Origin of the sequence: Ramlibacter tataouinensis TTB310, assembly GCF_000215705.1 — a bacterium.
GTDB lineage: Bacteria > Pseudomonadota > Gammaproteobacteria > Burkholderiales > Burkholderiaceae_C > Ramlibacter > Ramlibacter tataouinensis.
In genome coordinates this window covers 2,171,809-2,197,925 of the sequence record NC_015677.1, presented here as the reverse complement: position 1 = coordinate 2,197,925, position 26,117 = coordinate 2,171,809, and the positions used below count along the sequence as shown (strand labels likewise).

At 71.4% G+C, this 26,117-nt stretch carries 31 protein-coding genes; 18 read left to right on the top strand and 13 right to left on the bottom strand.

Annotated elements, in window-relative coordinates; genetic code table 11:
• Nucleotides 1-107 precede the first annotated feature (107 nt).
• Complete coding sequence (gene nhaR / locus RTA_RS10645; protein WP_041676332.1) at nt 108-1,016, top strand: transcriptional activator NhaR; 909 nt, start codon at nt 108-110, stop codon at nt 1,014-1,016.
• On the opposite strand, the gene RTA_RS10640 is transcribed toward nhaR, so the two are convergent.
• From RTA_RS10640 to RTA_RS10615, 7 genes are all read right to left on the bottom strand, one after another.
• Nucleotides 1,009-2,247: an RNA polymerase sigma factor gene (locus RTA_RS10640; protein WP_013901405.1), complete on the bottom strand. Its 1,239-nt coding sequence runs from the start codon at nt 2,245-2,247 to the stop codon at nt 1,009-1,011. The two genes, nhaR and RTA_RS10640, sit on opposite strands and share 8 nt — an antisense overlap.
• Nucleotides 2,247-2,618, bottom strand: a complete 372-nt coding sequence (locus tag RTA_RS10635; protein WP_013901404.1) for a YciI family protein — start codon at nt 2,616-2,618, stop codon at nt 2,247-2,249. The genes RTA_RS10640 and RTA_RS10635 overlap by 1 nt, the downstream gene beginning before the upstream one ends.
• Nucleotides 2,619-2,688: 70 nt before the next feature.
• Nucleotides 2,689-4,998, bottom strand: coding sequence for an ATP-dependent DNA helicase (locus RTA_RS10630; RefSeq protein WP_013901403.1), 2,310 nt, complete (start codon nt 4,996-4,998; stop codon nt 2,689-2,691).
• Nucleotides 4,995-7,196, bottom strand: a complete 2,202-nt coding sequence (locus RTA_RS19760; RefSeq protein WP_013901402.1) for an ATP-binding protein — start codon at nt 7,194-7,196, stop codon at nt 4,995-4,997. The genes RTA_RS10630 and RTA_RS19760 overlap by 4 nt, the downstream gene beginning before the upstream one ends.
• A gap of 82 nt (nt 7,197-7,278) precedes the next feature.
• A complete protein-coding gene (locus RTA_RS10620; RefSeq protein ID WP_013901401.1) occupies nt 7,279-7,524 on the bottom strand; it encodes a DUF6139 family protein in 246 nt (81 codons plus the stop codon).
• Nucleotides 7,525-7,628: 104 nt separating this feature from the next.
• Complete coding sequence (locus tag RTA_RS21110) at nt 7,629-7,799, bottom strand: hypothetical protein (RefSeq protein WP_013901400.1); 171 nt, start codon at nt 7,797-7,799, stop codon at nt 7,629-7,631.
• Between the two features lie 64 nt (nt 7,800-7,863).
• Nucleotides 7,864-8,319 (bottom strand): hypothetical protein, encoded by a 456-nt coding sequence (locus tag RTA_RS10615; protein ID WP_143762952.1) that lies wholly within the window; start codon nt 8,317-8,319, stop codon nt 7,864-7,866.
• A gap of 139 nt (nt 8,320-8,458) precedes the next feature.
• Between RTA_RS10615 and RTA_RS10610 the strand changes: the two genes are divergently transcribed.
• Entirely contained in the window at nt 8,459-8,671 is a 213-nt protein-coding gene (locus RTA_RS10610; protein ID WP_013901398.1) for a hypothetical protein, read from the top strand.
• Between the two features lie 32 nt (nt 8,672-8,703).
• Here the strand turns inward: RTA_RS10610 and RTA_RS10605 are convergent, their stop codons facing one another.
• Nucleotides 8,704-8,940, bottom strand: a complete 237-nt coding sequence (locus RTA_RS10605) for a hypothetical protein (RefSeq protein WP_013901397.1) — start codon at nt 8,938-8,940, stop codon at nt 8,704-8,706.
• Nucleotides 8,941-9,060: 120 nt separating this feature from the next.
• Here RTA_RS10605 and xth point away from each other — a divergent pair, with 120 nt between their 5' ends.
• The 4 genes from xth to RTA_RS10585 all read left to right on the top strand — a co-directional run bounded on the left by xth (nt 9,061) and on the right by RTA_RS10585 (nt 12,267).
• Nucleotides 9,061-9,876: an exodeoxyribonuclease III gene (gene xth / locus RTA_RS10600; protein WP_013901396.1), complete on the top strand. Its 816-nt coding sequence runs from the start codon at nt 9,061-9,063 to the stop codon at nt 9,874-9,876.
• Nucleotides 9,877-10,005: 129 nt separating this feature from the next.
• Entirely contained in the window at nt 10,006-10,476 is a 471-nt protein-coding gene (locus RTA_RS10595) for a DUF2382 domain-containing protein (protein ID WP_013901395.1), read from the top strand.
• Nucleotides 10,477-10,564: 88 nt separating this feature from the next.
• Nucleotides 10,565-11,563, top strand: a complete 999-nt coding sequence (locus tag RTA_RS10590) for a YsnF/AvaK domain-containing protein (protein WP_013901394.1) — start codon at nt 10,565-10,567, stop codon at nt 11,561-11,563.
• Nucleotides 11,564-11,655: 92 nt separating this feature from the next.
• Nucleotides 11,656-12,267: a nucleotidyl cyclase domain-containing protein gene (locus RTA_RS10585; RefSeq protein ID WP_013901393.1), complete on the top strand. Its 612-nt coding sequence runs from the start codon at nt 11,656-11,658 to the stop codon at nt 12,265-12,267.
• On the opposite strand, the gene RTA_RS10580 is transcribed toward RTA_RS10585, so the two are convergent.
• Nucleotides 12,264-13,175, bottom strand: a complete 912-nt coding sequence (locus RTA_RS10580; RefSeq protein ID WP_049871270.1) for an MBL fold metallo-hydrolase — start codon at nt 13,173-13,175, stop codon at nt 12,264-12,266. The two genes, RTA_RS10585 and RTA_RS10580, sit on opposite strands and share 4 nt — an antisense overlap.
• A gap of 197 nt (nt 13,176-13,372) precedes the next feature.
• On the opposite strand from RTA_RS10580, the gene RTA_RS20970 reads away from it, so the two are divergent.
• Nucleotides 13,373-13,522 (top strand): hypothetical protein, encoded by a 150-nt coding sequence (locus tag RTA_RS20970; protein WP_013901391.1) that lies wholly within the window; start codon nt 13,373-13,375, stop codon nt 13,520-13,522.
• On the opposite strand, the gene RTA_RS10575 is transcribed toward RTA_RS20970, so the two are convergent.
• Both RTA_RS10575 and RTA_RS10570 read right to left on the bottom strand, forming a co-directional pair.
• The gene (locus RTA_RS10575; RefSeq protein WP_013901390.1) at nt 13,523-14,077 is read right to left on the bottom strand and encodes a DUF924 family protein; all 555 of its coding nucleotides are present in this window, start codon (nt 14,075-14,077) and stop codon (nt 13,523-13,525) included.
• 33 nt (nt 14,078-14,110) lie between these two features.
• Nucleotides 14,111-14,734 (bottom strand): type 1 glutamine amidotransferase domain-containing protein, encoded by a 624-nt coding sequence (locus tag RTA_RS10570; protein WP_013901389.1) that lies wholly within the window; start codon nt 14,732-14,734, stop codon nt 14,111-14,113.
• Nucleotides 14,735-14,913: 179 nt separating this feature from the next.
• On the opposite strand from RTA_RS10570, the gene RTA_RS10565 reads away from it, so the two are divergent.
• From RTA_RS10565 to RTA_RS19755, 5 genes are all read left to right on the top strand, one after another.
• Nucleotides 14,914-15,210, top strand: coding sequence for a hypothetical protein (locus RTA_RS10565; RefSeq protein WP_013901388.1), 297 nt, complete (start codon nt 14,914-14,916; stop codon nt 15,208-15,210).
• A 44-nt stretch (nt 15,211-15,254) separates the two neighbouring features.
• Nucleotides 15,255-15,437, top strand: a complete 183-nt coding sequence (locus RTA_RS10560; protein WP_013901387.1) for a hypothetical protein — start codon at nt 15,255-15,257, stop codon at nt 15,435-15,437.
• Between the two features lie 91 nt (nt 15,438-15,528).
• Nucleotides 15,529-17,796 carry a YgiQ family radical SAM protein gene (locus tag RTA_RS10555; RefSeq protein ID WP_013901386.1) on the top strand — a complete coding sequence of 756 codons (2,268 nt, stop codon included), beginning with the start codon at nt 15,529-15,531 and terminating at the stop codon, nt 17,794-17,796.
• A gap of 137 nt (nt 17,797-17,933) precedes the next feature.
• Nucleotides 17,934-18,482, top strand: a complete 549-nt coding sequence (locus RTA_RS20220; protein WP_081466260.1) for a hypothetical protein — start codon at nt 17,934-17,936, stop codon at nt 18,480-18,482.
• Between the two features lie 10 nt (nt 18,483-18,492).
• Nucleotides 18,493-19,170, top strand: a complete 678-nt coding sequence (locus RTA_RS19755) for a BLUF domain-containing protein (protein ID WP_013901384.1) — start codon at nt 18,493-18,495, stop codon at nt 19,168-19,170.
• A 39-nt stretch (nt 19,171-19,209) separates the two neighbouring features.
• Here the strand turns inward: RTA_RS19755 and RTA_RS10540 are convergent, their stop codons facing one another.
• The gene (locus RTA_RS10540) at nt 19,210-20,109 is read right to left on the bottom strand and encodes a CoA transferase (RefSeq protein WP_013901383.1); all 900 of its coding nucleotides are present in this window, start codon (nt 20,107-20,109) and stop codon (nt 19,210-19,212) included.
• A gap of 53 nt (nt 20,110-20,162) precedes the next feature.
• Between RTA_RS10540 and RTA_RS10535 the strand changes: the two genes are divergently transcribed.
• Together RTA_RS10535 and RTA_RS10530 are read left to right on the top strand one after the other, a co-directional pair.
• A complete protein-coding gene (locus RTA_RS10535; RefSeq protein ID WP_013901382.1) occupies nt 20,163-20,519 on the top strand; it encodes an HNH endonuclease in 357 nt (118 codons plus the stop codon).
• Between the two features lie 78 nt (nt 20,520-20,597).
• Nucleotides 20,598-20,936, top strand: coding sequence for a hypothetical protein (locus tag RTA_RS10530; protein WP_013901381.1), 339 nt, complete (start codon nt 20,598-20,600; stop codon nt 20,934-20,936).
• Nucleotides 20,937-20,949: 13 nt separating this feature from the next.
• Here the strand turns inward: RTA_RS10530 and pobA are convergent, their stop codons facing one another.
• On the bottom strand, nt 20,950-22,128 hold the full coding sequence (gene pobA / locus RTA_RS10525) for a 4-hydroxybenzoate 3-monooxygenase (protein WP_013901380.1): 1,179 nt from the start codon (nt 22,126-22,128) through the stop codon (nt 20,950-20,952).
• A 213-nt stretch (nt 22,129-22,341) separates the two neighbouring features.
• Between pobA and RTA_RS10520 the strand changes: the two genes are divergently transcribed.
• The 4 genes from RTA_RS10520 to RTA_RS10505 all read left to right on the top strand — a co-directional run bounded on the left by RTA_RS10520 (nt 22,342) and on the right by RTA_RS10505 (nt 26,110).
• Nucleotides 22,342-23,556 (top strand): extracellular catalytic domain type 2 short-chain-length polyhydroxyalkanoate depolymerase, encoded by a 1,215-nt coding sequence (locus RTA_RS10520; protein WP_013901379.1) that lies wholly within the window; start codon nt 22,342-22,344, stop codon nt 23,554-23,556.
• Between the two features lie 37 nt (nt 23,557-23,593).
• Nucleotides 23,594-24,352 carry an IclR family transcriptional regulator domain-containing protein gene (locus RTA_RS10515; protein ID WP_013901378.1) on the top strand — a complete coding sequence of 253 codons (759 nt, stop codon included), beginning with the start codon at nt 23,594-23,596 and terminating at the stop codon, nt 24,350-24,352.
• Between the two features lie 106 nt (nt 24,353-24,458).
• Complete coding sequence (locus tag RTA_RS10510; RefSeq protein WP_013901377.1) at nt 24,459-25,100, top strand: peroxiredoxin; 642 nt, start codon at nt 24,459-24,461, stop codon at nt 25,098-25,100.
• 14 nt (nt 25,101-25,114) lie between these two features.
• On the top strand, nt 25,115-26,110 hold the full coding sequence (locus RTA_RS10505; protein ID WP_013901376.1) for a sulfate ABC transporter substrate-binding protein: 996 nt from the start codon (nt 25,115-25,117) through the stop codon (nt 26,108-26,110).
• Nucleotides 26,111-26,117: the final 7 nt, after the last annotated feature.

Genomic DNA, 26,117 nt, shown 5'->3' with positions numbered 1-26,117 from the left:
GCTTACTCCTTTCGGCAACAAGAAGATGCGGAACGGAGCGAATCTAATGGATGGCCTTCCTGGGATAAATTCGAATTAAGCAGCCAACACTTCGGAAGAAACTGATGATCAACTACAAGCACCTGCACTACTTCTGGGCGGTGGCCCAGGCCGGCGGGGTGGTCAAGGCCGGCGAGCGGTTGCACGTCACGCCGCAGACCCTGAGCGCCCAGATCAAGCTGCTGGAGGAGCGCCTGGGCCAGCAGCTGCTGCGCAAGGTGGGGCGCGGCGTGGAACTCACGGCCGCCGGCCGGCTGGCCCTGCGGTACGCCGACGAGATCTTCGCGGCCGGCGCCGAGCTGGAGCAGGCGCTGCGCGGCGAGGGCGGCGGGCGCGGCGCGGGCCCGGTGGCGCGCTTTAGCGTCGGCGTGGCCGACTCCGTGCCGAAGTCGATCGCCTATCACGTTCTGGAGCCGGCGATGCGGCTGCGGCCGGCCATGCGGATGCTGTGCAGCGAAGGCAAGCTGTCCAGCCTGCTGGGCGAGCTGGCCGTGCACCGCCTGGACCTGGTGATCTCGGACGTGCCGCTACCCGCCCAGGTGAGCGTCAAGGCATTCAGCCACGTGCTGGGCAAGTCGGGCACCAGCTTTTTTGCTGGACCCGCATTGCTCAAGGCGCACCGTGGCGGGCTGCGTTTCCCGCAGGTGCTGGAGCGGCTGCCGTTGCTGCTGCCGGGGCCGGACTCGGCGGTGCGGCCACGGCTGGAAGCCTGGCTGCGTGAGCAGGGGCTGCAACCGCCCGTGGCGGGCGAATTCGACGACAGTGCCCTGGTCAAGGCGTTCGGGCGCGAAGGCGGCGGCGTGTTCGTCGCGCCCACGGTGCTGGAGGCGGAAATCCGCCGGCAGTACGGCGTTTCGGTCGTTGGCCGGGCCGACGACCTGGCCGTGGAGTTCTACGCGATCTCGATCGAGCGGCGCATCACCCACCCGGCCGTCGCCGCCATCACCAACGCGGCGCGGCGCCAGCTGTTCACTTGACGGCCAGGGCATCGATCTCGCGTAGCAGATACGCCCGCACCCGCGGGTCGGGCGTCAGGCCGATGGCGCGTTGCAAGGCCTCGCGGGCCGGCCCGGCGTGGCCGCAGGCGCGGCGCAGGTGGGCCAGGGCCACCCAGTAGGGCTGGTGGCTGGCCAGGCCGGGCGCAACGAGCGCCTCCAGCAGCGCCAGCCCGCCCGCGGCATCGCCCGCCTCGGCGAGGGCCACCGCGTGGCCGATGCGTGCGCCGATGGTCGGTGCCTGGGCGACCAGCGCGCCATACAGGCCGGCGATGGCGCCCCAGGGCGTGCCGCCGTCGAACGCACGCTGGCAGTGCGCCGACTGGATCGCCGCCTCCAGCTGGAAGCAGCCCGGCTGGCCCAGCGCCGCGGCTTGGCGCAGGCAGCGCTCGGCCTCCAGCAGCAAGCCGCGGTCCCACAAGGCGGTGTCCTGCCGCGCCAGGGGCACGAAGCGGTCCTGCGCGTCGAAGCGCGCACCACGGCGGCATTCGCAGTACAGCAGCAGCGCCAGCAGGCCCCAGGCCTCGGCGCTGCGCGGCTGCAGCTGCGCGGCCAGGCGTGCCAGGAACAGCGCCTCGGTGCCCAGCTCTGGCAGCAGGTCGGCCTGCGCGCCGTGCAGCGCCAGGGCGTCAGTGCGGATGGTGTAGGCGGCATAGATGCCTTCCAGCACCGCGGCCAGCCGCTGCGGCAGCTCGCGCGCCTCGGGCTCCTCGAAGCGCAGGCCGGCCTCGCGGATCTTGGTCTTGGCCCGTACCAGGCGCTGCGCCATGGCCGCGGGCGAGACCAGGAAAGCCTGGGCGATGGTCTGTGCCTGCAGCCCCAGCACGGCCTGCAGCATCAGTGGCGCGTGGATGGCCGGCGCAAGCGCCGGGTGGGCGCAGACGAACATCAGCTTCAGGCGCACGTCCGGCACGGCGGGCGCTTGCGGCACCTGCGGTTCCCCGGCCAGGACGGCCCGTGCCTCGGGCGCTTCCTGCACGCGGCGGTGGCGCGAGCGCTGCAGCAGCTCGCGCCGGGCCGCCGTCAGCAGCCATGCATCGGGGTTGGCGGGCACGCCATCGCGCGGCCAGCGCTCCAGGGCGGCGAGCAGGGCCTGGCCCATCGCGTCCTGCGCCCCCGCCAGGTCGCGCCAGCGCCAGGCCAGCCAGGCCACCAGCCGGCCATAGGAGCCGCGCGCGGCCGCCTCGGCCTCGCTCCAGCCGGCCGGCCTCATCAGCGCGGCGTGATGCCGGGCGGGGGCGGCTCCACCGGCCGCACCTCGGTGCCACCAGTGGCGGCGCAGGGCGCGCGGGCTGCCCATTCAAGCGCCTGGTCGAGCGACTCGACGTCCAGGATGACGTAGCCGCCCAGGTGCTCGCGCGTGTCGGCGAACGGGCCGTCCTGCACCTGGCGCTGGCCGCCGCGGATGCGCACCGTGGTGGCCGTGGCCGGCGGCTGCAGGCCGTTGCCCGACGTCATGCAACCCGAGGCCTGCAGCGCGCCGATGTAGGCCGTCCATGCGGCCCAGTAGGGGCCGGCCCGCGCCGGGTCGTTGCGGCAGGCCTCGTCCTCTGCGGTTTCCCAGTACATCAGCATGTATTCCATCGCATTTCTCCAGTCAGTCGAACGGAGCACGACCATCGCGCTCCTGCAGCACCGATGCGTGAGTCGGCTGTTAATCGACATCGGCCCCCTCTTTTTTCGCGGACGGCGGCGCCCGTCCGGTGTCGACCTGCCACCACCTCGGCAGCAGGCCGCGCACCTGGGGCCGCTGGAACCGGTCGTCGATCAGGTAGACCACGCCGCGGTCCTCGGGGCCGCGGATCACGCGCCCGGCCGCCTGCACCACCTTCTGCAGGCCCGGGTACAGGTAGGCGTAGTCATAGCCGGCGCCGAAGGCCTGCTGCAGCCTCTGCTTGAGGCGCTCGTTGACCGGGTTGACCTGGGGCAGGCCCAGCGTGGCGATGAAGGCGCCGACCAGCCGCTCGCCCGGCAGGTCGATGCCCTCGGCGAACGGGCCGCCCAGCACGGCGAAGGCGATGCCGCTGCCGCCGGCCACGAAGCGGGCCAGGAAGGCCTCGCGCTCGGACTCGCGCATGCCGGGCGACTGCTGCCACACGGGGATCTCGGGATGGGCGTCGGCGAACGGGCCTGCTACCTGGCGCAGGTAGTCGTAGCTGCTGAAGAAGGCCAGGTAGTTGCCGGGCCGCTCGCGCCACTGGCGCGCCATCAGCCGCACGATGGGCGCCACCGAGCGGCCGCGGTCGGCATAGCGGGTGGAGACCTCGCGCACCACGTGCACCGCCAGCTGGTCGGCGACGAACGGGGAGTTGACCTCCACCCAGGCGGTGTCGGCGGGCAGGCCCAGGGTGTCGCGGCAGAACGCGGCGCTGCCCAGCGTCGCCGAGAACAGGGTGGCGGTGTGGGCGGCGGCGAAGCGCGGTGCCAGGTGCGGGGCCGGGATCAGGTTGCGGATGCAGACGCGCGCCCGGGTGCGGCCGCGCTCCTGGCGCAGCGTCACGTCGAACAGCGAGTGCGTGCCGAAGGTCTCGGCCAGGCGGCCGAAGGCCAGCGCGTCGAAGCAGAACTGCTGCAGCTCGCCCGGCGGCTGGGCCGGCGCCTCGGCCAGATGGTCGGCGACGGCAGCCGCGGCCTGCTGCAGCGCCTCCATGAAGGGACCGGGCAGCTCGTCGTGCGCCGCATAGGTGTCGGCCTGGTCGCGCTGCAGCCCGCGCCAGGCGCGGGCCAGCCGCTCCAGCGGCCGCTTCAGGGCGACCGGCGCCTGGCGGCGCAGCGCCAGCAGCTGCGCCTCGTCCAGCTCGGCGCTGTACATGCCGCGGGCCCGCTCCAGCAGGTTGTGCGCTTCGTCCACCAGGAGCGCCACCCGGCGCTCCTGGGCGGCGGTGAGCGCATGCAGCAGGGCCGTGGCGTCGAAGAAGTAGTTGTAGTCGCCCACCACCACGTCGGCCCAGCGGGCCAGTTCCTGGCCCAGCCAGTAGGGACAGACCTGGTGCCGCAGGGCGACCTCGCGCAGCGCGGCGCGGTCCTGCGCCGGCAACCCGATCGCCTCGGCGCGCGCCGCGGGCAGCCGGTCGTAGAAGCCGCGCGCCAGCGGGCAGGACTCGCCGTGGCACGCCTTGTCCGGGTGCTCGCAGGCCTTCTCGCGCGCCGCCAGCTCCAGCACGCGCAGCGGCAGCGGCTGCCCGTCGCCCGTGCCACCGGCGAGAAGCCGCAGCGCCTCCAACGCCAGGGTGCGCCCGGGCGTCTTGGCGGCCAGGTAGAACACCTGGTCCAGCCGCTGGCCGGGGCAGGCCTTGAGCAGCGGGAACAGCGTGCCCACGGTCTTGCCGATGCCGGTGGGCGCCTGGGCCAGCAGGCAGCGGCCCGACGCGGCGGCGCGCCAGACCGCCTCGGCCAGCATGCGCTGGCCGGGCCGGAAATCGGCATGCGGGAAGGCGAGGGCGGCGAGCGCGGCGTCCCGCGCCTGCCGGTGCGCCAGCTCCTGCTCGGCCCAGGCCAGGAAGCGGCCGCACTGCTCCTCGAAGAAGACGCGCAGGCTGTCCGCACCGTGCACCTCGGCCAGCACCGTCTCCCGACCGCTGGCGATGTCGTAGTACACCAGGGCCAGCCGCACCTCGGCCAGGCCGCGCGCCTGGCACAGCAGCCAGCCGTAGACCTTGAGCTGCGCCCAGTGCAGGTGGCGGTGGTTGGCGGGCTGGCGCGCCAGGTCGCCCCGGTGCGTCTTGATCTCCTCCAGCTGCTGCAGCGCCGGGTCCCAGCCATCCGCGCGGCCGCGCACGGTGAGCGGGCCGAAGTCGGCCTGCAGCGCGATCTCGCTCTGGTAGCCGGCGCGGCGCCGCGCCGCGACCTGCTGGTGGCCGGCGATGCCCTGCTGCGCCGTGGGCGAGGGCGTGAACCGCAGGTCCAGGTCGCCTTGCCGGGCCGTGAACTCGCACAGCGTGCGCACGGCGATGCCGTACTTCATCGCGACGCCAGGGCCTCGTTCAGGGCATGGACCGCCTGCTGCAGGTCGTACGGCTTGGCCAGCGCCCGCACGCCCGGCACGTCGATGCGCCGGTCCGAGTAGCCGGTGGCCAGCACCACCCGCATCCGCGGCCAGCGCTGCTGGACCTGCTGCGCCAGGTCGATGCCGGTCATCGCGCCGGGCATCACCACGTCGGAGAACACCAGGTCGAACTGCGGGTCCTGGGCCAGCAGCCGCAGCGCCTCGTCGGCTGTACCGGCCGAGCGCAACTCGAACCCGGCGGCCTCCAGCGCCGGGCGCACGGTGTCGCGTACCAGCGGGTCATCCTCCACCAGCAGCACGCGGCCGCGGCCCTGGGTGACCGGTTGCGCCTCGGCCGCGGGCGCCGCCGCCGGCTGCGTCCGCGCCCGCGGCAGGTACAGCGTCGCCGTGGTGCCGCGGCCGGGCTGGCTGCGCAGCACCAGGGTGCCGCCGCTCTGGCGCGCGAAGCCATAGGCCTGCGACAGGCCCATGCCCGTCCCCTTGCCTATGCTCTTGGTGGTGAAGAAGGGATCGAAGGCGCGCGCCATCACCTCCTCGGTCATGCCCTCGCCGTCGTCGGCGACGGACAGCGCGACATAGTGGCCCGCGGGCAGCCCGGCCGGCGGCTGCGCCAGCGGCTCGTTGACCGCCCGCAGCACCACCTGCCCGCCGCCGGGCATGGCATCGCGCGCGTTGATCACCAGGTTCAGCAGGGCCAGCTCGAGCTGCGCCGGGTCCAGCATCACCGGCCACAGCGTGGGGCCCAGGTCGTAGGCCAGTTCGACGTTGCTGGGCAGGGCGCCCGAGAGCAGGGGCCGTGCCTCCTGCAGCCGGCACGCCAGGTCCACCGTTTCGATGCGCACCTCCTGGACCCGGCCGAAAACGGCGAGCTGGCGCGCCAGCTCGGCCCCGCGGGTGACCGCGCGCTGGCAGATCGCCAGCAGGGCGCGCACCTTCTCGGGTGCCTGATGGCTGGCCGCCTGCAGGCCGGTGGTCAGGGTCTGCAGCACGTTGTTGAAGTCGTGGGCGATGCCGCCCGTCAGCCGGCCCAGCGCCTCCAGCTTCTGCGCCTGCATCAGCGCCCGCTGCGACTGCTCGTAGCCGGCCATCGCCTCGGCGACCTTGCGCTCCAGGTCGGCATTGACATCGCGCAGGCGGCGGCTGGCGTCGACCATGGCCGCATGGACCGCGTCCATCTCGACGATGCCGCTGGCCTGCGGCTGCACCGGCTCGTTGCGGCCCAGGCGGCCGGCGGCCAGCCGCAGCGATTCCATCGGCCGCGCGATGGCCCGTCCCACGGCGAAGGCCGCGGCCACGGCCACGGCCAGCAACAGCACCGAGATCGCCGCCATCAGCGCCGTGGTGCGGACGGCCGCGCCCTGGAGCTGGTCGGTCGGCACGGTCACGATGAAGTACCAGCCGGACTCCGCGGCGCGGCTGAAGAAGCCCGAGCCGTCCAGGTTGGACAGCGTGACGCCCTGGTGGAAGCCGGCGCCTTCGGGCAGGCGCGCCAGCAGGTCCGCCCTGAGGCGCTGGCCGACGTAGCGGGTCTCCTCGGTGTTGCGGGCCACCAGGTAGCCCTCGCGGTCGGTGATGGTGGCCAGCCAGCCCGGCGGCAGGCGCTGCGCCTCCAGCAGGCCCTGCAGCTGGCGCGCCGGCGAGCCGAGCATGAGGAAGTGCTCGACCCGGCCGGCCGCGTTGCGCACAGGGACCTGCACCGCGAAGCTGTACGGCCCCAGCCCCGCCGGGGGCAGGTACAGGTTGCTGACCAGGGTGGTTTCGTTGCCGTACTGCGCGCGGAACGCGCGCTCCTGCGAGGTCATGCGCGGCAGCTCGGTGCCGAAAGGCAGCCGGCTGTTGAGAAGCTGCCGGCCCGAGGTGTCCGACAGGATGATGGACGCCTGCAGGGCCTGCCCCACCGACTGGATGTGGGCATGGAAGGAACGCAGGTCGCCCGCCGCCAGCGGGGGCGAACTGGCCAGCGCCAGCAGGATGCGTTCGCGCTCGCGCAGCTCGCGGTCCAGCGCGAGCGCCAGGGCCCGCGCGGCCTCGCGTAGCGACTCGTGGTTGAACTTCTGCTGCTCGTGCCAGACATGGGCCATGCCGATGGCCGACATGGCGAAGGCCGGGATCAGGACGGCGAGGACGAGCAGCAGAAGGCGAAGGCGTAGGCGCATGCGAAACCCGGGGCGCCCCCCGGTCGGCGGCGCCCTTGGTTTCTAACACATCCGTTCTGCCGGACGCTCCTGCCCCGCGGGCTCAGTCCCCGGCTTCGATCTGGTGCGCCAGGCTGGTGATGGCGTAGCCCTTCTCGGCCATCTGCTGCGCCGCGCGGTCGATGCCGTACTCGGCGAACGAGGGTGCGTTCTCGTCCAGTTCCACGGCTCGGGCGTGCAGAACCCAGTCGGTGTTCGTCGCCTCTTCGGGGATGGCCTGGTCCGAGGGCACGGCCAGGTAGGACAGTTTGTGTTCGGGTTCGGGGCGGCGGTAGATGTCGAGCTGCATGAAAGGCATCCTCAAGCGCGTGGCGCGCGATGCCTTGTTATCGCCCGGCTGGCCGCCCGGCGGTGTAGGACGAGGCCGTGGCGGCCTCGCGGGAGATGCAGGCCTCAGCCGCCCTTGTGCGGGCGCTTGCCCGGGTTCTTCTTGCTGCGCGTGGCGCTGCCGCGCTCGAGGCTGATTTTCTGGCCGCCGCCGCTGCGGGGCGCGGTGAAATTGGCGGTGGTCGGCGGCGTGGCGCTGCGCTTGCGGTCGGCTTCGGTCACGATCTTGTTGCCCATGGCTGGTCCTTGTTTTGAATAAAAAGCGAAGGCGCCATTGGGCCACAAAAGCCGGCGCCTCCGTTCAAGGGCAGGAGAGCACCGCCCCCTGCTGGATGCAAGGCCCGCGCGGCCCCGTCAGCAGCGGGCCGGCGCGGTCCAGTCGCGTGCCATCGCTGTCCCAGCAGCCGCCGGCGTCGCAGCTGGTGACCACGGGCGGCGGCCGCCAGGCCGGCGCGGGCGGGGAGACGGGCGGCGTCACGGCCACCGGCGGCAACGGCGGCGGATCGATAAGAGGCGGCGGCACCTGCAGCGGCGCCACGGCCGGGCGCGCGGTGCGCGCCGGCGGATCGACCTGCCCGAGGCAGATGCGCGCGGCCTGGCTGCGCGCGGCGTGGACCCGTTCGCGCCGGTCCGCCGTGTCCGGTGTCCCGGCACGCACCGACTCGAGCGCGGCGATGGCTTGGCCGCAGGCCGGTGACTTGAGCGGATCGGCGGCCGCTGCGGCCGTGGCGCAAAGCAGGGTTGCGAGCCCGAGCACGGCAGCAAGATGGTGGCCCATGCGCATTGGAAGGCGATCCAAGCCCCAAGTTCGCTGCCGGGCTCCTTGCGCGGCGCCGTCCGACAGCCGCGGGCAGGCTGGCTGCCTATCCTGCGCCGACCACTTGCAAGGAGAACCCGTGTCGCGCCAGGACACCAGCCCCACCAGCGCCAAGCAGGACGCGCCGCCGACCGCCTCGCCAGCCGCCAAGCCCGACCATGGGGAGAGCAGCGCCAGCACGGTGATCGAGGCGCCCCAACCGCGCCGCCGCCGGCTGGATCCGCACGACTTTCCGGACGGCGGCGGCAGCGGCGGTGCGGAGGCGTTCAGCCGCAAGAACCTCGGGCTCTGAGCTTTTCCGCACGGAAGCACCTGGCGAAAACCTTAGCCGCGCCCAGGCCCGTCGCTGTCGGATTTGAGAAAGCCGGCCTGGTTCTCGTCCTTGCCCGGCCGTGCTTCGCCTTCCTCGTCGCCGCGGGCAGCCTGGCCGCGGTCGGGCGGTGTCCGGGCGCCCGCGTCACCGGACAGGCCTTCCATCGCGCCGGTGGCGACGGCGTCCTCACCCAGCACGTCGGCCTGGGCTACCGGCCTCCCGCCCGGCTTCGGATCCTGAGGGTTCATGCGGTGTGCTCCTTGTCGATCCGCCACTCTAGGACGGGCCCGATCGCGCGCCGGTAGGACGGTGCCGCCAGCGGCGGGCTCCTACGCAGTGGTGCGGTCCACCTCGGCCATGATGGCCGGATGAAGATCGCCACCTTCAACGTCAACGGGATCAAGAGCCGCCTGCCCGGCCTGCTCGAGTGGCTGGCGCGCGAGCAGCCCGACGTGGCCTGCCTGCAGGAGCTCAAGGCGCTGGACGCGGCGTTCCCGGCGGCGGCACTGCGCGAAGCGGGCTACCACGCGCTCTGGAAGGGCCAGCGCTCGTGGAACGGGGTGGCCATCCTGGCGCGTGGCGCCGAGCCGGTGGAAATCCGCCGGGAGCTGCCGGGCGACGCAGCCGACGACCAGAGCCGCTACCTGGAGGCGGCGGTGGACGGGGTGGTGGTGGGCTGCCTGTACCTGCCCAACGGCAATCCGCAGCCTGGACCCAAGTTCGACTACAAGCTGGCCTGGTTCGACCGGCTGCTCGCGCATGCCAAGGGCCTGGCGGACTCGGGCCACCCGGTCGTGCTGTGCGGCGACTTCAACGTGGTGCCCACCGACGCCGACATCTACAACCCGCGCTCCTGGCAGAAGGACGCGCTGCTGCAGCCCGGGAGCCGCGAACGCTACCAGCGCCTGCTGGCGCAGGGCTGGACCGACGCCATCCGCGAGCGGCACCCGCAGGCGGCCCCCTATACCTTCTGGGACTACTTCCGCCAGCACTGGGAGCGCAACGCCGGGCTGCGCATCGACCACCTGCTGCTCAATCGCGCGCTGGCCCCCTGCCTGCAGGACGCGGGCGTGGACGCATGGGTGCGCGGCCAGCCGCATGCCAGCGACCATGCGCCGGCCTGGGTGCGGCTGGACCTGGGCCGACCAGGCGCACGGCCCGCTGCACGCACGCGCAAGCGCTGATGGCGCCGCTCGCCTGACGCACGAAGCGTGCCGTCAGCCGTGACCTACGGGGCGTCGCCGCGCCCGCCCGCAGGGTCGGGGGACGGGCCCCGACAGCCAGGCGTGACGTGAGGAGAAGAATGGGCCGCCATGGCCAAGCACGACGCAGTCCAGCGCACCACCACCGCCACCATCCCCGTTGTCGAGGAGGTGCTGCAGGTCGGGCGCCGCGAGGTCGAGACGGGCGAAGCGGTGCGCGTGCGCAAACAGGTCGAGGAGGCCGAAGTCGAGCTCGACGAGATCCTGGTGCGCGAGGTGGTCGAAACCGAGCGCGTGCCGGTCGGGCGCGTGATCGACGGCCCGATGGCGCCGCGCCATGAGGGCGAGGTGCTGGTCGTGCCCGTCGTCGAGGAGCGGCTGGTGCTGCACAAGCAGCTGGTGCTGGTGGAGGAGCTGCGAATCACCCGCCGCCGCGAGGAGCGGCCGGCCGGCCTGGCGCCGGTGCGGCTGCGGCGCGAACAGGTCGTGGTCGAGCGGCGCGATCCCGCCACCGGCCAGTGGCGCGCCGAAGAGCCGGTTGCCGAGCCGCCTTCGGGCCCAGGGCCGCCCCCGCAGTCCTGAGCCTGGCCGCCAGGGCCGGCGGCCAGGCGACACGTTCCACGCCCGTTTCCATCTTCCTTTTTTTCCTTCCCCCATCTGGAGTCTCAACATGCAAACCGTCATCGGCGTCTTCGACGATATCTCTTCCGCCCAGCGCGCCATGGAACGAGTGACCCAGGCCGGCGTCCCGCGCGACCAGGTCCACCTCGAGCCGGAGCAGGGCGCCACGGCTTCCGCCTCCACCGGCACGGCCGGCAGCGGCCAGCCGCAGCAGCACCAGGGCGTGATGGCGTCCATCGGCAGCTTCTTCGCCAACCTGTTCGAAAGCCATGCCGACCACGGCGTGTACTCCGAGGCGGTGAACCGCGGCAGCATGGTGCTGGTGGTGGACGCGCAGACCGACGAGCAGGCCGACCGGGCGGCCGACCTGATGCGCGAGTGCGGCGCCATCGACATCGACGAGCGGGCGCAGCAATGGCGCGCCGCCGGGTGGGACGGCATGGCTCCCGGCACGCAGGCGGCGGCCGGCGCGCCGGTGGGCACGCACAGCCTGACCGGCAGCGCCGCCAACGTCGGCATCGCCGCCGGCGCCACCGGCGCGATGGCGCGCGGCACCGACGCCCAGTCCGGCGTCATCGGCCAGCAGAAGCTCAACGTCGTGGAGGAGGAGCTGCAGGTCGGCAAGCGCGCCGTGGACCGCGGCGGCGTGCGCGTCATCCAGCGCGTCTCGGAGCGGCCGGTGCGTGAACTGGTGCGGCTGCGCGAGGAGCATGCCATCGTCGAGCGGCATGCGGTGGACCGGCCGGCCACCCCGGCGGACCTGCAAAGCTTCACCGAGGGCGAGATCGAGGTGCGCGAGGTGGTCGAGGAGCCGGTGGTGGCCAAGACCGCGCACGTGGTCGAGGAGGTGGTGGTGGGCAAGCAGGTGCGCGAGCGCGAGGAAGCCATCAGCGACACCGTCCGCCGCAAGGACGTGGAAGTCGAACGCCTCGACGGCAAGGCGGGAACGGCGGCGCGCGAGCGGGCGGTGGCCTCGGACACGCCGCGCACCGGCGGCACGCCCGATCTGCTGGGCCGCGAACGCGACCCGAGCGGCGGCCGCCGCTAGGCGCTTTCCCTAGGGAAGACGGAGGTCTTCCCTAGGGCGCCGCGCGAGGAGGATGGTTTCATCCGGTTGCACAGAACCGCTGGAAACCACCCATGAATTTCACCCAGGCTGCCCTCGACACCGGACACGACGCCAGCGGCAGCAGCGTCATCTCCTTCGAGCAGCGTGTGGTCACGCTGCTGTGCATCGACAGCCCCGGCATGGCCGGCTGGCCCGCGCCGGACCGCGAAAGCTTCGCCGCCGAAGTCGACTGGCTGGCCTCGCGCCACCAGGGCAAGGTGGACCGGCAGCGTGCCAGCGGCACCGTGCTGTTCTTCGAGGATCCGGGCTGCGCCTTGCAGATGGCCCTGAACCTGCAGCGCTGCGCCAGCGAGCTGCGGCTGCGCATCGGCCTGCATACCGCGCCGGCCGGGATCGCCAGCTTCCGCGTGGGCAGCGCCATCTTCTGGTGCGTGGTCGGCCCGGCCACCGTGGAGGTGGCCCAGGTGGCTGCCACCGCCTGCGGCGGAAGCATCGTCATCTCGCCCGAGGCTTACGCCCTGGTGCGCAACCAGGTGCGCGAGGCGCCCGGCTGCCTGCTGACCGAGGAATTCGATGGCGAGGACTCGGCGACGGCTTCGCTCACGCCGGCTCCCAGCCACGGCGATGCGGCGGCCAGCACCTTCGCTGGCCTGGGCATGGGCACGACGGCCTGGGCCACCTAGGCGCGGCCGCCCGCCGGGGCGAACCCCCGGCCGCGTGCGGGCTCCTGCGCTGCGCCGGCCGGCGCGCCCAGCGGCCGCCCGCTGACGTGTTCGAATTCCACCGGGTCGTGGCCGCAGACCAGTTCCACCTCGTGGCCGTGCGCGCGGCGCAGCTCGCGCAGGCGCGCCTGGTTGTCCAGCCGGGCCCGGCGGTCCTTTTCCATCAGCGCCTGGTACATCCGCAGCCCGGGCGTGCACCAGGGCCGCTCCAGGTCCATTTCGCGGTGGTGGAAGTAGGCGTCGCCCGCCTGCAGCAGCCAGTGGCCGTCGTCGCGGCGCACCGCCACCCCGGCGTGGCCCAGCGTGTGGCCGGGCAGCGGCACCAGCAGCACCTCGGGCGGCAGCCCCTCGGGCTGGCGCACGCCGTCGAAGCCGAACCAGCGCTCCCCGCCGGCGGCGCCGTACACCCGCCAGTTCGCGCGCGTGCCCCACTGCTGCGGGCGGAAGCGCTGGCGGTCCAGCCAGGTCGCCTGCGCCGCCGCCGCGTCGCGCTCCTGCCGCAGCAGGTGCACCGTGGCCTGGGGGAAATCGTCCAGGCCGCCGGCGTGGTCGAAGTCCAGGTGCGTGAGCACGATGTGGCGCACGTCGCGCGGCTGGTACCCCAGCTGGGCGAGCTGGCGCGCCGCCGTCATCTCCTCGCGCCACTCTGGGCTGAGCAGGGCAAGGAAGAAGCCGGACAGGCGCGCGCGCGGATGCGCCACGTCACGCAGGCCCAGGCCGGTGTCCACCAGGACCAGCCCCTGCTCGGTTTCCAGCAGCAGGCAGTGGCAGCACAGATGGCCGCGCGTGAGGACACCCGGCGTGCGGCCGTCCATCAGGTGGCCGCCCAGCGGGCAGGTGGAGATGCAATTGAGGTGGTGGATGCGCATGGCGGGCTCGTCGTGCAGTGGCTTTCCCGCAGTGGAGCGCGGCCCGCGGGGCGGCGCTGTAGTCGAGGGCCTTCGCCTTGCGGGAGCGGCTGTCCTGCGCCGAGCACCGCCGGCAATGGCTGGCCCGGCATGTCCGCCGCGGGCATGAGGCGTCTTCCTACGGGTGCGCCGGCCTCCCGGTCCTAGCCTAGGCGCGCATGTACTTCCACCTCACGATGATGCTCGTGGTGCTCCTGGTGACGCTGGCCATGCAGGCCGTCGCGACCGCCGGGACCGTGGTGCCGGCCTGCCGTGCCGGCCATCTGGCGCAAGGGCTGGTCCTCGCCCTGCGCGTGGCCGGCGCGTGATCAGCCGGCGAAGCCGCCGCCGTCCAGGAACGCCTGCTCCTCGGGCGTGGTGGCCCGACCCAGAACCGCATTGCGGTGCGGAAAGCGGCCGAAGCGCTCGATGATGTCGTGGTGGATGCGTGCATGGCGCAGCGGCTCCTCGCCCAGCGCGCGGGTCTTGTCCACCGCCAGCACCTGGTCGGCCAGCCGCTCCGAGTGCATCAGCGGCAGGTAGAAGAAGTTGCGCAGGGGCGCCTCGACCTGCGCATCGAACCCGCGCTCGAGCGCACCGTGGGCGATCTCGCGCGCCGCGGCATCGGTGGCATAGGCGCGTGCGCAGCCGCGGAAGGCGTTGCGCGGGAACTGGTCCAGCAGGAGCAGCAGCGCCAGGGCGCCGTCGGCCGTGTCGGCCCAGCCTTGCAGCGCGCCCCGTGCCGCCGCCTCGTGCGCGGGCAGGAAGCGCGTGCGAAAGCGTTCGTCGAACGCCGGGTCCTTGCGGAACCAGCGCTGCGGCCCGGCTTCGCGCCAGAACCGCAGCAGGTCGGCTGGGGAGGTCTCGCCGGCGGCGGTGGTCATGCCCGCATTGTGGCGGCGTTGGCGCCCGCCGCCTCAGCCGTCGATGCCCACGGCGGTGAGCGTGTCGTCGGCGGTGCCGGCCACGCTGCGCTTCATGCGCTCAGCCAGCAGCTCCTTGAAGCCCTGGATGAAGGCGTCCAGGTCTTGCGGCGTGCGGCTGGAGATCCAGTGGCCGTCGCGCACGGCGGGCGCGTCCTCCCAGCGGGCGCCAGCCTGGCGCAATTCGTCGGCCAGGGCGGGGTAGCTGGTCATGCGGCGGCCCTGCACCAGCCCGGCCGAGGCCAGCAGCCAGGGCCCGTGGCAGATCACGGCCAGGGGCTTGCCCTGCTCGTCCATGGCCCGTACGAACGCCTGGGCCTGCGGGTGGTGGCGCAAGGCCGCAGCGTTCTTCTCGCCGCCGGGCAGCAGCACGCCGTCGAAGGCGAACGCATCGGCCTTGTCGAAGGTCATGTCTACCGCGAAGGTGTCGGCCGGCCGGCCGTGCTCCACCCCTTGCACGCTGCCGCGGCGGGCGGACAGCAGCCGCGTGATCACGCCCATCTCCTGCAGCGCCGCGCGCGGCTGGGCCAGTTCGGATTGCTCGACCCCGTCCAGGGCCAAGATGGCCACCTGCTGGCCGCCCAGCAGGTGTTGTGGAATCTCGTGTGCTTCGTTCATGCTTCCACCCTAGGCGCGCCGGGGCGGGGCGGTGTCGGCAAGCCTAGCCGTCCGGCGTAGGACGGCCTTGTCGAGGCTTCGCGTTGGCCGGATGCCTACAGCGCCATGGGGCCGGGGCCTGCGCCGGTCGTGGCAGGCCGGTCTAAGGTGGAGCCCGCAGACACAGCGAGGACACAGCAATGAGCAACACCAGCATCGGTGCCGGACCCGGCCGCGGCGCCGGCAACGAGAACCACGACGGCGATCCGCGCAACAAGACCCTGGGCGAGAAGGGCTCGGGCACCCTGGCGACCTCGCCGGACGACGACCTGCTCGAGCAGGCGGCGCCCGACATGCCGGCCGGCGTGGCCGGCGCGCCGGCCGATCCGGGCATCGCCAAGGGCCCGCAGGCCTACCCGGAGGGTCCCAACGTCGAAAACAGCCCCTGGGAGCTGGAGGCCGCGCGCGGCAACCCGCCGCCCACACGACAGCGGTGACGCCTTGTCACCAACGCAGGCTCGGCCGACCCTAGGATAGGGGCATGACCGATGCCGACCTGGACCGCAGCTATGCCGCCGTGCGTGAAGCCCTTGCCGAGGTGGGGCCCGACAAGGCGCAGCTGTTCCTCTCCATGCTGTGCCTGGCGTTGATGGCGCGGCATCCCAGCGCCGAGATGGTGCTGCCCCTGGTGGAGAACGTGCGCGCGCAGTGCGCCGCCGAATAACCACGAGGGTGGCCGGCGCGGGCCGCGCCACCTACAATGGCGGCCTTCCCCGCACCGCGCGCCCACGGGCGCGACCCCCACCCCTTTCCGCATGAACGCCCCCGCCGACGTTTCGCTGTTCGCGCGCGCCGCCAAGCCGATCACCAGCTACCGGCGGTACTGGGCCGCGCGCTTCGGCACGGCGCCGTTCCTGCCGATGAGCCGGGCCGAGATGGACCAGCTCGGCTGGGACAGCTGCGACATCGTCATCGTCACCGGCGACGCCTACGTGGACCATCCCAGCTTCGGCATGGCGGTGATCGGCCGCGTGCTGGAGGCGCAGGGCTTCCGGGTAGGCATCATCGCCCAGCCCGACTGGCAGTCGCCCGAGCCATTCAAGGCGCTGGGCAAGCCCAACCTGTTCTTCGGCGTGACCGCCGGCAACATGGATTCCATGATCAACCGGTACACAGCCGACCGGAAGATCCGCAGCGACGATGCCTACACGCCCGGCGACGTGGGCGGCAAGCGGCCGGACCGGGCGTCGCTGGTGTACTCGCAGCGCTGCCGCGAGGCCTACGGCGAGGTGCCCATCGTCATGGGCGGCATCGAGGGCAGCCTGCGCCGCATCGCCCACTATGACTACTGGCAGGACAAGGTGCGCCGCTCCATCCTGGTGGATGCCAAGTGCGACCTGCTGCTGTACGGCAATGCCGAGCGCGCCATCGTCGAGATCGCGCACCGGCTGGCATCCAGGGAGCCGGTGGAAGCCATCACCGACGTGCGCGGCACGGCCTTCATCCGGCGCAGCACGCCGCAAGGATGGATGGAGATCGACTCGACCGAGGTGGACCAGCCGGGCCGCGTCGAGGACCACCTCAACCCCTACCTGACCATCTCGGACCAGGCCAAGGCGCAGGGGGAGAGCTGTGCTAAAGAAGATGGGAGCGCCGAGGCCACGACGATCCAGCCCCTGACCTTCGTGCCCAACCCGCGCGTCAGGCTCAACCGCGACCGCACCGTCATCCGCCTGCCCTCGTACGAGCAGGTCAGGAGCGACCCGGTGCTGTACGCCCATGCCAACCGCGTGCTGCACCTGGAGACCAACCCCGGCAATGCGCGGGTGCTGGTGCAGGCGCACGGCGACCGCGACGTCTGGGTCAATGCCCCGCCCATCCCGCTGACCACGGCCGAGATGGACCACGTGTTCGGCCTGCCTTACGCGCGCAGCCCGCACCCGCGCTACGCCGACGAGCACGGCAGCCACGAGGGCGCGACCAAGATCCCGGCCTGGGAGATGATCCGCTTTTCGGTGAACATCATGCGCGGCTGCTTCGGCGGCTGCACCTTCTGCTCCATCACGGAACATGAAGGCCGCATCATCCAGAGCCGCAGCGAGGACTCGGTCATCCGCGAGATCGAGGAGATCCGCGACAAGATCCCGGCCTTCACCGGCGTCATCTCCGACCTGGGCGGACCGACGGCCAACATGTACCGCATCGGCTGCAGGTCGCCCGAGATCGAGGCGGCCTGCCGCAAGCCCAGCTGCGTCTACCCGGGCATCTGCTCCAACCTGAACACCGACCACGGGCATCTCATCAGGATGTACCGGCGGGCGCGTTCGCTCAAGGGCATCAAGAAGATCCTGATCGGCTCGGGCCTGCGCTACGACCTGGCCGTGCAGTCGCCCGAGTACGTCAAGGAGCTGGTGCAGCACCACGTGGGCGGCTACCTCAAGATCGCGCCCGAGCACACCGAGGGCGGCCCGCTGTCCAAGATGATGAAGCCGGGCATCGGCAGCTACGACCGCTTCAAGCAGATGTTCGAGAGGTACTCGGCCGAGGCGGGCAAGAAGCAGTACCTGATCCCGTACTTCATCGCGGCGCACCCGGGCACCAGCGACGAGGACATGATGAACCTGGCGCTCTGGCTCAAGCGCAATGGCTTCCGCGCGGACCAGGTGCAGACCTTCTACCCCAGCCCCATGGCCACGGCCACCGCCATGTACCACTCGGGCCGCAACACGCTGCGCAAGGTGCGCCGCGCCGCCGCGGAAGAGGACACGGTGGACATCGTGCGCGGCGAGAAGCGCCGCCGCCTGCACAAGGCCTTCCTGCGCTGGCACGACCCGAACAACTGGCCGCTGCTGCGCGAAGCGCTCAAGGCCCTGGGCCGGGCCGACCTGATCGGCAACGGCAAGCACCACCTGATCCCCAGCTTCCAGCCGGTCACCGACGGCGCCTACCAGGGTGCACGGCGCAAGAACTCCACGCCAGCCAAGCCGGCGGGGGTGAAGGCTGCGCCGGGCCGCGTGCTCACGCAGCACACGGGCCTGCCGCCACGCGTCACGGGCGCCGCCCGCAGCCGCAAAGCGCGCTGACCCGCTAAACCGGTAAAACTGCACAGTTCATTGCTGAACGGCGCGTTGTCCTACAAGACCAATTGGTTTTGTTTGGAATAGTCACGTCCAGATACATCTGTTTACGTCGGCTCTACCGCCGGCACAGAAAGGCAGCGATGGCGAGCTATATCCGGACAGAGGCAGGAACGGCGGCGGTGCACAACCCCCGCGTGTTCCTGCCGCCCAGGCTTCGGGCCCTGCTGGCAGCCATCGACGGCCGGGCCGACCCGCGTCAGTATGGCGCCGGCAGCTGGTCCCCCGCCGAGGTGCATTCGATGCTGGACGCGCTAATGAAGGCCGGCTATGTGGTCTTGGGCGAAGGTGGGACGGCTCCTGCGAACGTCCCTGCCGTGCCCAGACGCGCGGCCGCAGCCCCTACCTTGGTGCCGGCCGGTACCGTTCCGGCGGCGCCGCCGCGGTTCGCCGGAGCGGAGCTTCCGGATGCGCTCGCAGTGATCAGCGAATTCGCGATGGCCCACCTTCCCGGCGACGCGCTTCAGCTGCTGTTCGCGCTGGAAGGCGTGACCTCCCTGGCCGAGCTTCGCACCCAGCTGGGCGGCTACGAGGCACGCGTCGCGCAGCTCGGCCCGGTCGGACGCAAACACCTGGCCGAGCTGCATGGCCTGCTGTCCGGCGCACACCCCGTTCTCCAACCCGCCTTCTGAGGAGCTTTCCATGATGATCCGGCTGATCTATGCCAGCACCGTCCGAGAGGGCGTGGACCTCAACGAACTCAAGCGCATCCTGCAGCAGTCGCAGGCCAACAACTACCGGCGCGACCTGACGGGCATCCTGGCCTTCAACAGCAGGATCGCGCTGCAGGCACTGGAGGGTGCCCGCGACGAGGTCAACGCGCTGTACGCCAAGCTGCTGCGCGACGACCGGCACCACACGGTGACCATGCTCAAGTACCAGGAGATCGCCGAGCGCCAATGGGCGGGCTGGTCCATGGGCTTTGCCGCGCCGGCCGCCGAGAACCGCGCGGTGTTCCTGAAGTACTCGCCGCACAGCACGTTCAACCCGTACGCCATGACCGGCGATGCGGCGGAGAAGATGCTGATGGAGCTGGCCGGCAAGACCATCGCCATGACCGTGCCCGACAGCGTCGTGGCGGCAGCGCCGATAGCCGCCCAGGCCCAGCCGCGGCCTATCGTTGCGCGCCCGAGCACCGTGGTCCCGTCGCAACCGGCCCCGTTGCGGCCGGCGCAGCCGCAGCCGGCGCCGGCAGGCGCTGCACCGGCCGCGGTGCGTCCTGCGGCATCCAGCCCCGCCGCCGCGCCCTCGTTCCTGGACCGGCCGGTCACGCGGCCCGCGACGGAGCAGGGGCCGCTCGGCCGCTTCCTGGGCCGCTGAAGCTGCCTCGCCCGCCCCGCGCGGGTGGCGGCCGGCCGCTCAGGGGGCCAGCGTGTGCAGCGGAATGTCCTTTTCGCCCGCCAGCCGGTCCAGCTCGGCCCGCGTGTGGCAGGAAAAAAAGGCGGCGATCGCCTGGTGCGTGGCCGGCAACGCCAGCGAGTTCGCGCCGGCGTCCGCCACGCCAGCCGCGGCGCACAGCGCCGCCGCGAAGTGCGGCTCCAGCGCCGCCACCGCCACCCGCCCGTCCCGGCAGGCATAGACGCGGTAGCCGGCGTGCGCGCCGCCCACTGCACCCTGCGGCAGCGTCATGCCCCAGCGGCGCGGCAGGGCCAGCCAGGCGGCCGCCTCCGACAGCGCAACCTCGAAATACCGGCCGATCGGGTGCACGTCGCCCGAGCCGGTGTAGCGCTCGGCCTGCAGCAGCGCGGCCTGCAGCACGGCCTCGGTGGCCATGAGCGAGCCGCCCATGTCCGCGTACAGCGTGGCCGGCAGCTCCAGGCCGGTGACCAGCCCGTGGCCGGCCAGGTAGGTCAGATCGTGGCCGGGCTCCTCGGCGCCCGCGCCCGGCGCGCCGACGATGGCCACCTGGCACAGCGACGGGTACCGGGTATGCAGCGCCTTCCACCCCAGGCCCAGCTTCTCGGTCGCGGATGGGCGGAACGAGGTCAGCAGCACGTCGGCTTTCTCCAGCTCGCGGTGCAGCATCTTGTGCCCGGCCTCGGTCTTGAGGTCGGCCGTGGCCACGCGCACGCCCTGGTGCAGTTCGGCATAAGCCGCGGCGTCGTAGCGGGCCATCGGATCGCCCGAGGGCGGCTCGAGCTTGGCGCAGCTGGCGCCCAGGCGGTGGCAGCGCATGAGCGCGGCGGGACCGGGCAGGTTGAGCGCCAGGCTGAGGATGCGCACATGGCGCAGCGGCTGGGGGGCGGCGGTGCTGCTCATGGCGCGAGGCTAGCAGAGCCGCGGCTCCGCGCCGGGCCGCGCATACTGGGCGCATGGCCACCGGGCGCATCAAACGCCGCCAACGCGACACCACCCTGGACGCGCTGCCGCCCGTCGCGGTGGGTGACCCGGCGTGCCCCCTGTGCGGCCGTCCCATCCCGCCGGCGCAACGCGACGCCCACCACCTGCTGCCGCGCTCGCACGGCGGACGGCACACCGAGGTGCTGCACCGCATCTGCCACCGCCAGGTCCATGCGCTGTTGAGTGAAGCCGAGCTGGCGCGCGACTACCACAGCATCGAGGCGCTGCGCAGCCACCCCGAGGTGGCGCGCTTCATCGCCTGGGTGCGCACCAAGCCGCCGGGCTTCATGGAGCGCACGCGCAAGAGCGCGCGCCGACGCGGCGGCTGAGCAGGGCGGGTATGGATGCCTGTCCCCGCGGCCCACAGGCGCGCGGGGCCGCGCTAGATTGGACGGTGCGAGGTTTCCATGCTGCACGTCCGCCTGTCCTTGATCGCCGTTTGCATGCTGCTGCTTCCGTCGGCGAAGGCCCAGCCCGGCGCGCCGCCATCTCAGGACGGGCGTGACGCCGTCCGCGGCGCGGCGGTCTCGGGCGCTCCGCCGGCGTCGCTGGCGCTGCCGCGTGCGGCGGGGGGTGACAGGCAGGAACAGGCCTGCGCCGCCCGCTGGGCGGCCTACCGGCAAAGCCAGGCCTGCTATGCGCAGTTCCAGACGGTGTACGGCCTGCGCGGCGGCGCGGCGCAGGCCTGTGGCGAGCCGCTGCTCGACCCTTCGCCCGATTGCGGCCTGCCGACGCTGCCGCGCTGAGCGATAGCGCTTCCTACAGCGGCAGGCCCACGTAATTCTCGGCCAGGGCGGTGGCGGCGGCGCGCGAGCCCACCAGGTAGCCCAGTTCGGCGTCCTGCAGCCGCTGGCCGAAGTCGCCGGTGTCGGGGAAGCGGTGCATCAGCGAGGTCAGCCACCAGCTGAATCGCTCGGCCTTCCACACCCGCGCCAGCGCCCGGGCGGAGTATTGGTCCAGGCCGGCGTCGCTGTGCTCGCGGTAATGCTCGATCAAGGCGGAAGACAGGTACTTGACGTCGCTGGCGGCCAGGTTCAGCCCCTTGGCGCCGGTGGGCGGCACGATGTGGGCCGCGTCCCCGGCCAGGAACAGCCGGCCGAAGCGCATGGGTTCGGCCACGAAGCTGCGCAGGGGCGCGATGCTTTTCTCGATGCTGGGGCCGGTGACGACCCGGTCGGCCAGCTCCGGGTCCAGGCGGCGGCGCAGCTCGTCCCAGAAGCGCTGGTCGCTCCAGGCCTCCACCTTGTCGTCCATGGCGGTCTGCACGTAGTAGCGGCTGCGTGTCATGCTGCGCATGGAGCACAGCGAGAAGCCGCGCTCGCTGTTGCCGTAGACGATGGCATGGGGCGAGACCGGCGGCACGTCGGCCAGCACGCCCAGCCAGCCGAAGGGGTAGACCTTCTCGTACTCCCGGAGGGCGCGGCGCGGCACGCTGGCGCGGCACACGCCGTGGAAGCCGTCGCAGCCGGCGATGAAATCGCACTGGAGCACCTGTTCGCGGCCGTCCTTGCCCTTGAAGCGCACCTGCGGCCGCTCGCCGTCGAAGCCCTGGACGGCGACGTCGGCGGCCTCGTACACCGTCTCCAGCCCGGCCGCCGCGCGCGCCTCCATCAGGTCGTGCGTCAGCTCGGTCTGGCCGTAGGCGGTGACCTGCTTGCCGCCCGTCAGCCCATGCACGTCGATGGAATGGCGCGTGCCCTGGAACACCAGTTCGATGGAATGGTGCGCAATGCCTTCCCGCTGCACGCGCGCACCCACGCCGGCTTCGGCCATGAGGTCCACCGTCACCTGTTCCAGGATGCCGGCGCGGATGCGCCCCAGCACATAGGCGCCGCTCTGGCGCTCGACGATCACGTTGGCGATGCCGGCCTGGTGCAGCAGCTGGCCGAGCAGCAGGCCCGAGGGGCCGGCGCCGATGATGGCGACCTGGGTGCGCATGGGGGTTGTCTCCTTGGGGCGCCAGCTTAGGAAATGCCGCGCCGGAACGCAGCGGCCAGGCGGTCCGGCTGTACGATGACGGAACCCGCTGCGCGATCATCGCGCAGCATCGGGCCGCTGTGAGCATCCGTGGCCGAGCTCTTCCTTTCATCCCTTCCGCTAAGCTCTGCGGGCGCGCCGGTGGCGCGTACAACACAAGCAAGGAGACAGGATATGCAAGGAACAATGCGCGCGCTGGCAGCGGCCGGCTTGGCTCTGGCGGGCTGCGCCTTCGGCGCCATGGCGTCGGCTGCGGTCGTGCTGCCCAAGTACAACGTGAGCTTCGATCAGGTGTCGGTCTCCGGCATCTCGTCGGGCGGCTACATGGCCGCCCAGATGCACGTCGCTTATTCCAGGACGGTGAAGAAGGGCGCCGGCATCGTGGCCGGCGGCCCGGTGTACTGCTCGCAAGGCAACGTCAACATCGCCACCGGGCCCTGCATGGCCGACACCGGCTCGCGCAACCTGCCGTACCTCGTCTCGGTCGTCAACACCTGGTCGGGCAACGGCTACATCGACCCGACCTCCAACCTGGCGACGTCCAAGGTCTACCTGTTCTCCGGCACCATCGACTCGACCGTCAGGCAGCCCGTCATGGACGACCTGAAGTCGATGTACCTCAATTACATCTACAGCGCCAACATCAACTACCGCAACGACATCGCCGCCGAGCACGCGATGCCTACCGATGACTACGGCAACACCTGCAGCTACAAGGGCAGCCCGTTCATCAACGACTGCAACCTCGACATCGCCGGCGGCATCCTGAAGTGGATCTACGGATCGCTCAACGCGAAGAACACCGGCACCCTTGGCGGTGCCTTCGTCAATTTCGACCAGCGGGCCTACTGGGGCAATGGCGACCCGACCAACCACGGAATGGCCAACGACGGCTGGGCCTATGTGCCGGCCTCCTGCGCGGCCGGGCAGGCCTGCCGGCTGCATGTCGCCTTCCATGGCTGCAGGCAGAACGTGACCACCATCGGCGACCAGTTCTACAGGCGCACCGGCTACAACAAATGGGCCGACACCAACAACATCGTCGTGCTGTACCCGCAAGCCCATGCGACGGTGGCCAACCCGAACGGCTGCTGGGACTGGTGGGGCTACGACGACGTCAACTTCCCCGGCAAGAGCGGCGGGCAGATGGTGGCCATCAAGACCATGATCGACCGCGTGGTCAGCGGCAACGCGGCCGCCCCCTACACCTGCGCTGACTGGTACGCCAGCAACTACTCGCACGTGTACTACGGCCGCGCCTACGTCGGCGGCGACGGCCAGGTCTACGCCAAGAACTCCAACCAGTACCTGGGTTTCTACTCGACCGGGGCCTATACCAGCGTGCGGCGTACCTCGGCCGGCTACTACGCCTACGGCAGCTGCCCCTGAGGCCCGTCACGACCGCCGCGCACCTGCCGATTCCCCTGTGAGCATCGCCCGCGCCGACTTCATCGAGGGCATGGCCAAGGGCCTGGCCGTGCTGGAGAGCTTCGACACCGAGCGCCAGCGGCTCAACGCCACGCTGGCCGCCCAGCGCGCCGGCATCACGCGCGCGGCGGCGCGCCGCCACCTGCTGACGCTGGCCCACCTGGGCTACCTGGAGACGGACGGCAGCTACTTCTGGCTCTCGCCCAAGGTGCTGCGCTTTTCCGGCAGCTACCTGGCCTCGGCCCGGCTGCCGCGGGCGCTGCAGCCCACGCTCAACCGCCTGGCCGCCCAGACCGGCGAGTCCTTCTCGGCCGTGGTGCTGGACCAGGACCAGGTGGTGATCGTGGCGCGCAGCGGGCCCACCCGCATGCTGGCCTACGGCCTGCACCTGGGTGCGCGGCTGCCCGCGCACGCCACCTCGACCGGGCGGGTGCTGCTGGCCGCCATGAACCGAAGCGCCTTCGCCGCCTGGATGAAGGGCCGGGAGCTGGCGCGGCTGACGCCGCACACCACGGTGGACACCCGCCGCTTCCGCCAGCTCATCGAGCAGGCGAGGGCGCAGGACTTCTGCATCGCCAGCCAGGAGCACGAGCTGGGGGTGCATGCGCTGGCCGTGCCCCTGCGCGACATGGCCGGGCGCACGGTAGCGGCGCTCAACGTGGTGACCTCGCCGCAACGGCTGGACGAGGGCGCCTTCCAGCGCGAGCTGCTGCCCCTGCTGTTCGATGCCGCGCGCGAGCTGCGCCCCCTGCTGTAGCGCTGTCCATCTGCCGCATGGTGCATAAACAAACAACGAAAAGGTCGTTGGACTTTTATAACCGCGGCACCAAAATTCCCTGTCTCGTTATACGAAAGGGCAGCATATGGCTACGTTGCGTCTGGGCGATACCGCCCCCGACTTCCAGCAGGATTCCACCGAAGGCCCGATCTCTTTCCACCAGTGGGCCGGCAATTCCTGGGTGGTGCTGTTCTCGCACCCGGCCGATTTCACCCCGGTGTGCACCACCGAACTGGGCAAGACCGCGGCCCTGAACGGCGAGTTCGCCAGGCGCGGCGTCAAGCCGATCGCCGTGAGCGTGGACCCGGTGAACCAGCATCGCGAGTGGGTCAAGGACATCAACGAGACGCAGAACACCACGGTGAACTTTCCGATCCTGGCCGATGCGGACAAGAAGGTGGCCCAGCTCTACGACATGATCCATCCGAACTCGCTGGCCAACGCCACGGTGCGCAGCGTGTTCATCATCGACCCGAAGAAGGTGATCCGCGCCACGCTGACCTACCCCGCCAGCACCGGCCGCAACTTCGACGAGATCCTGCGCGTGATCGACTCGCTGCAGCTGACCGACAGCCACAAGGTGGCCACGCCCGCCAACTGGAAGGACGGCGACGAGGTGGTGATCGTGCCCAGCCTGCAGGACCCGGCCGAGATCGCCCAGCGCTTCCCCAAGGGCTTCCGCGCCGTCAAGCCGTACCTGCGCATGACCCCGCAGCCGAACAAGTAAGAACAGCACCGAAGATGAACCTCAAGCTCAGATCCCTGGTCGGCGGCGTCCTGCTGGCCGCCAGCACGCTGGCCTCGGCCCAGCAGACCCTGCTGAACGTCTCGTACGACGTGGCGCGCGAGTTCTACAAGGACATCAACGCCGCCTTCGTGCCCTACTACAAGAAGCAGACCGGCAAGGACGTCAAGATCGACCAGGCGCACGGCGGCTCCAGCGCGCAGGCGCGCGCCGTGGCCGACGGCCTGGACGCCGACGTGGTGACCATGAACACCACCACGGACGTGGAGTTCCTGGCCGAGCGCGGCGTGGTGGCCAAGGACTGGGCCAAGCGCTTTGCGCACAACGCGGCGCCCACCACCTCGACCATGCTGTTCCTGGTGCGCAACGGCAACCCCAAGAACATCAAGGACTGGCAGGACCTGACCCGGCCCGACGTCAAGGTCGTGGTGGTCAACCCCAAGACCGGCGGCAACGGCCGCTATGCCTACCTGGCGGCCTGGGGCTACGTCAAGAAGAACGGCGGCAGCGACGCGCAGGCGCAGGAGTTCCTGTCCAAGCTGTACAAGAACGTGCCGGTGCTGGCCCGCGGCGGCCGCGACGCCACCACGGCCTTCCTGCAGCGCAACACCGGCGACGTGCTGATCACCTTCGAGTCCGAGGTCGAGTCGGTGAACCGCGAATTCGGCGCGAACCGGGTGGACGTGGTCTACCCGTCCATCAGCATCGTGGCCGAGAACCCGGTGGCGGTGGTGGAGCGCACAGTGGCCAAGAAGGGCACGGCCGACCTGGCCAAGGCCTACCTGGACTTCCTCTACACCCCCGAGGGCCAGGAGATCGCCGCCAAGCACTCGATCCGCCCGCGCGATGCGGCCGTCCTCAAGAAATACGCCGAGACCTTCAAGCCGGTCAAGCTGTTCACCGTGCAGGAGCTGTTCGGCTCGCTGTCGGAGGCGCAGAAGGTGCACTTCAACGACGGCGGGCAGTTCGACAAGATATATACCGTCAAGTAAGGCTTCC

Coding starts and splice junctions, on each gene's coding strand:
- RTA_RS10640 (WP_013901405.1), bottom strand. CDS start 2,247: ATGAGGCCGGCCGGCTGGAGCGAGGCCGAGGCGGCCGCGCGCGGCTCC.
- RTA_RS10635 (WP_013901404.1), bottom strand. CDS start 2,618: ATGGAATACATGCTGATGTACTGGGAAACCGCAGAGGACGAGGCCTGC.
- RTA_RS10630 (WP_013901403.1), bottom strand. CDS start 4,998: ATGAAGTACGGCATCGCCGTGCGCACGCTGTGCGAGTTCACGGCCCGG.
- RTA_RS19760 (WP_013901402.1), bottom strand. CDS start 7,196: ATGCGCCTACGCCTTCGCCTTCTGCTGCTCGTCCTCGCCGTCCTGATC.
- RTA_RS10620 (WP_013901401.1), bottom strand. CDS start 7,524: ATGCAGCTCGACATCTACCGCCGCCCCGAACCCGAACACAAACTGTCC.
- RTA_RS21110 (WP_013901400.1), bottom strand. CDS start 7,799: ATGGGCAACAAGATCGTGACCGAAGCCGACCGCAAGCGCAGCGCCACG.
- RTA_RS10605 (WP_013901397.1), bottom strand. CDS start 8,940: ATGAACCCTCAGGATCCGAAGCCGGGCGGGAGGCCGGTAGCCCAGGCC.
- xth (WP_013901396.1), top strand. CDS start 9,061: ATGAAGATCGCCACCTTCAACGTCAACGGGATCAAGAGCCGCCTGCCC.
- RTA_RS10595 (WP_013901395.1), top strand. CDS start 10,006: ATGGCCAAGCACGACGCAGTCCAGCGCACCACCACCGCCACCATCCCC.
- RTA_RS10590 (WP_013901394.1), top strand. CDS start 10,565: ATGCAAACCGTCATCGGCGTCTTCGACGATATCTCTTCCGCCCAGCGC.
- RTA_RS10585 (WP_013901393.1), top strand. CDS start 11,656: ATGAATTTCACCCAGGCTGCCCTCGACACCGGACACGACGCCAGCGGC.
- RTA_RS10580 (WP_049871270.1), bottom strand. CDS start 13,175: ATGCGCATCCACCACCTCAATTGCATCTCCACCTGCCCGCTGGGCGGC.
- RTA_RS20970 (WP_013901391.1), top strand. CDS start 13,373: ATGTACTTCCACCTCACGATGATGCTCGTGGTGCTCCTGGTGACGCTG.
- RTA_RS10575 (WP_013901390.1), bottom strand. CDS start 14,077: ATGACCACCGCCGCCGGCGAGACCTCCCCAGCCGACCTGCTGCGGTTC.
- RTA_RS10570 (WP_013901389.1), bottom strand. CDS start 14,734: ATGAACGAAGCACACGAGATTCCACAACACCTGCTGGGCGGCCAGCAG.
- RTA_RS10565 (WP_013901388.1), top strand. CDS start 14,914: ATGAGCAACACCAGCATCGGTGCCGGACCCGGCCGCGGCGCCGGCAAC.
- RTA_RS10560 (WP_013901387.1), top strand. CDS start 15,255: ATGACCGATGCCGACCTGGACCGCAGCTATGCCGCCGTGCGTGAAGCC.
- RTA_RS10555 (WP_013901386.1), top strand. CDS start 15,529: ATGAACGCCCCCGCCGACGTTTCGCTGTTCGCGCGCGCCGCCAAGCCG.
- RTA_RS20220 (WP_081466260.1), top strand. CDS start 17,934: ATGGCGAGCTATATCCGGACAGAGGCAGGAACGGCGGCGGTGCACAAC.
- RTA_RS19755 (WP_013901384.1), top strand. CDS start 18,493: ATGATGATCCGGCTGATCTATGCCAGCACCGTCCGAGAGGGCGTGGAC.
- RTA_RS10540 (WP_013901383.1), bottom strand. CDS start 20,109: ATGAGCAGCACCGCCGCCCCCCAGCCGCTGCGCCATGTGCGCATCCTC.
- RTA_RS10535 (WP_013901382.1), top strand. CDS start 20,163: ATGGCCACCGGGCGCATCAAACGCCGCCAACGCGACACCACCCTGGAC.
- RTA_RS10530 (WP_013901381.1), top strand. CDS start 20,598: ATGCTGCACGTCCGCCTGTCCTTGATCGCCGTTTGCATGCTGCTGCTT.
- pobA (WP_013901380.1), bottom strand. CDS start 22,128: ATGCGCACCCAGGTCGCCATCATCGGCGCCGGCCCCTCGGGCCTGCTG.
- RTA_RS10520 (WP_013901379.1), top strand. CDS start 22,342: ATGCAAGGAACAATGCGCGCGCTGGCAGCGGCCGGCTTGGCTCTGGCG.
- RTA_RS10510 (WP_013901377.1), top strand. CDS start 24,459: ATGGCTACGTTGCGTCTGGGCGATACCGCCCCCGACTTCCAGCAGGAT.
- RTA_RS10505 (WP_013901376.1), top strand. CDS start 25,115: ATGAACCTCAAGCTCAGATCCCTGGTCGGCGGCGTCCTGCTGGCCGCC.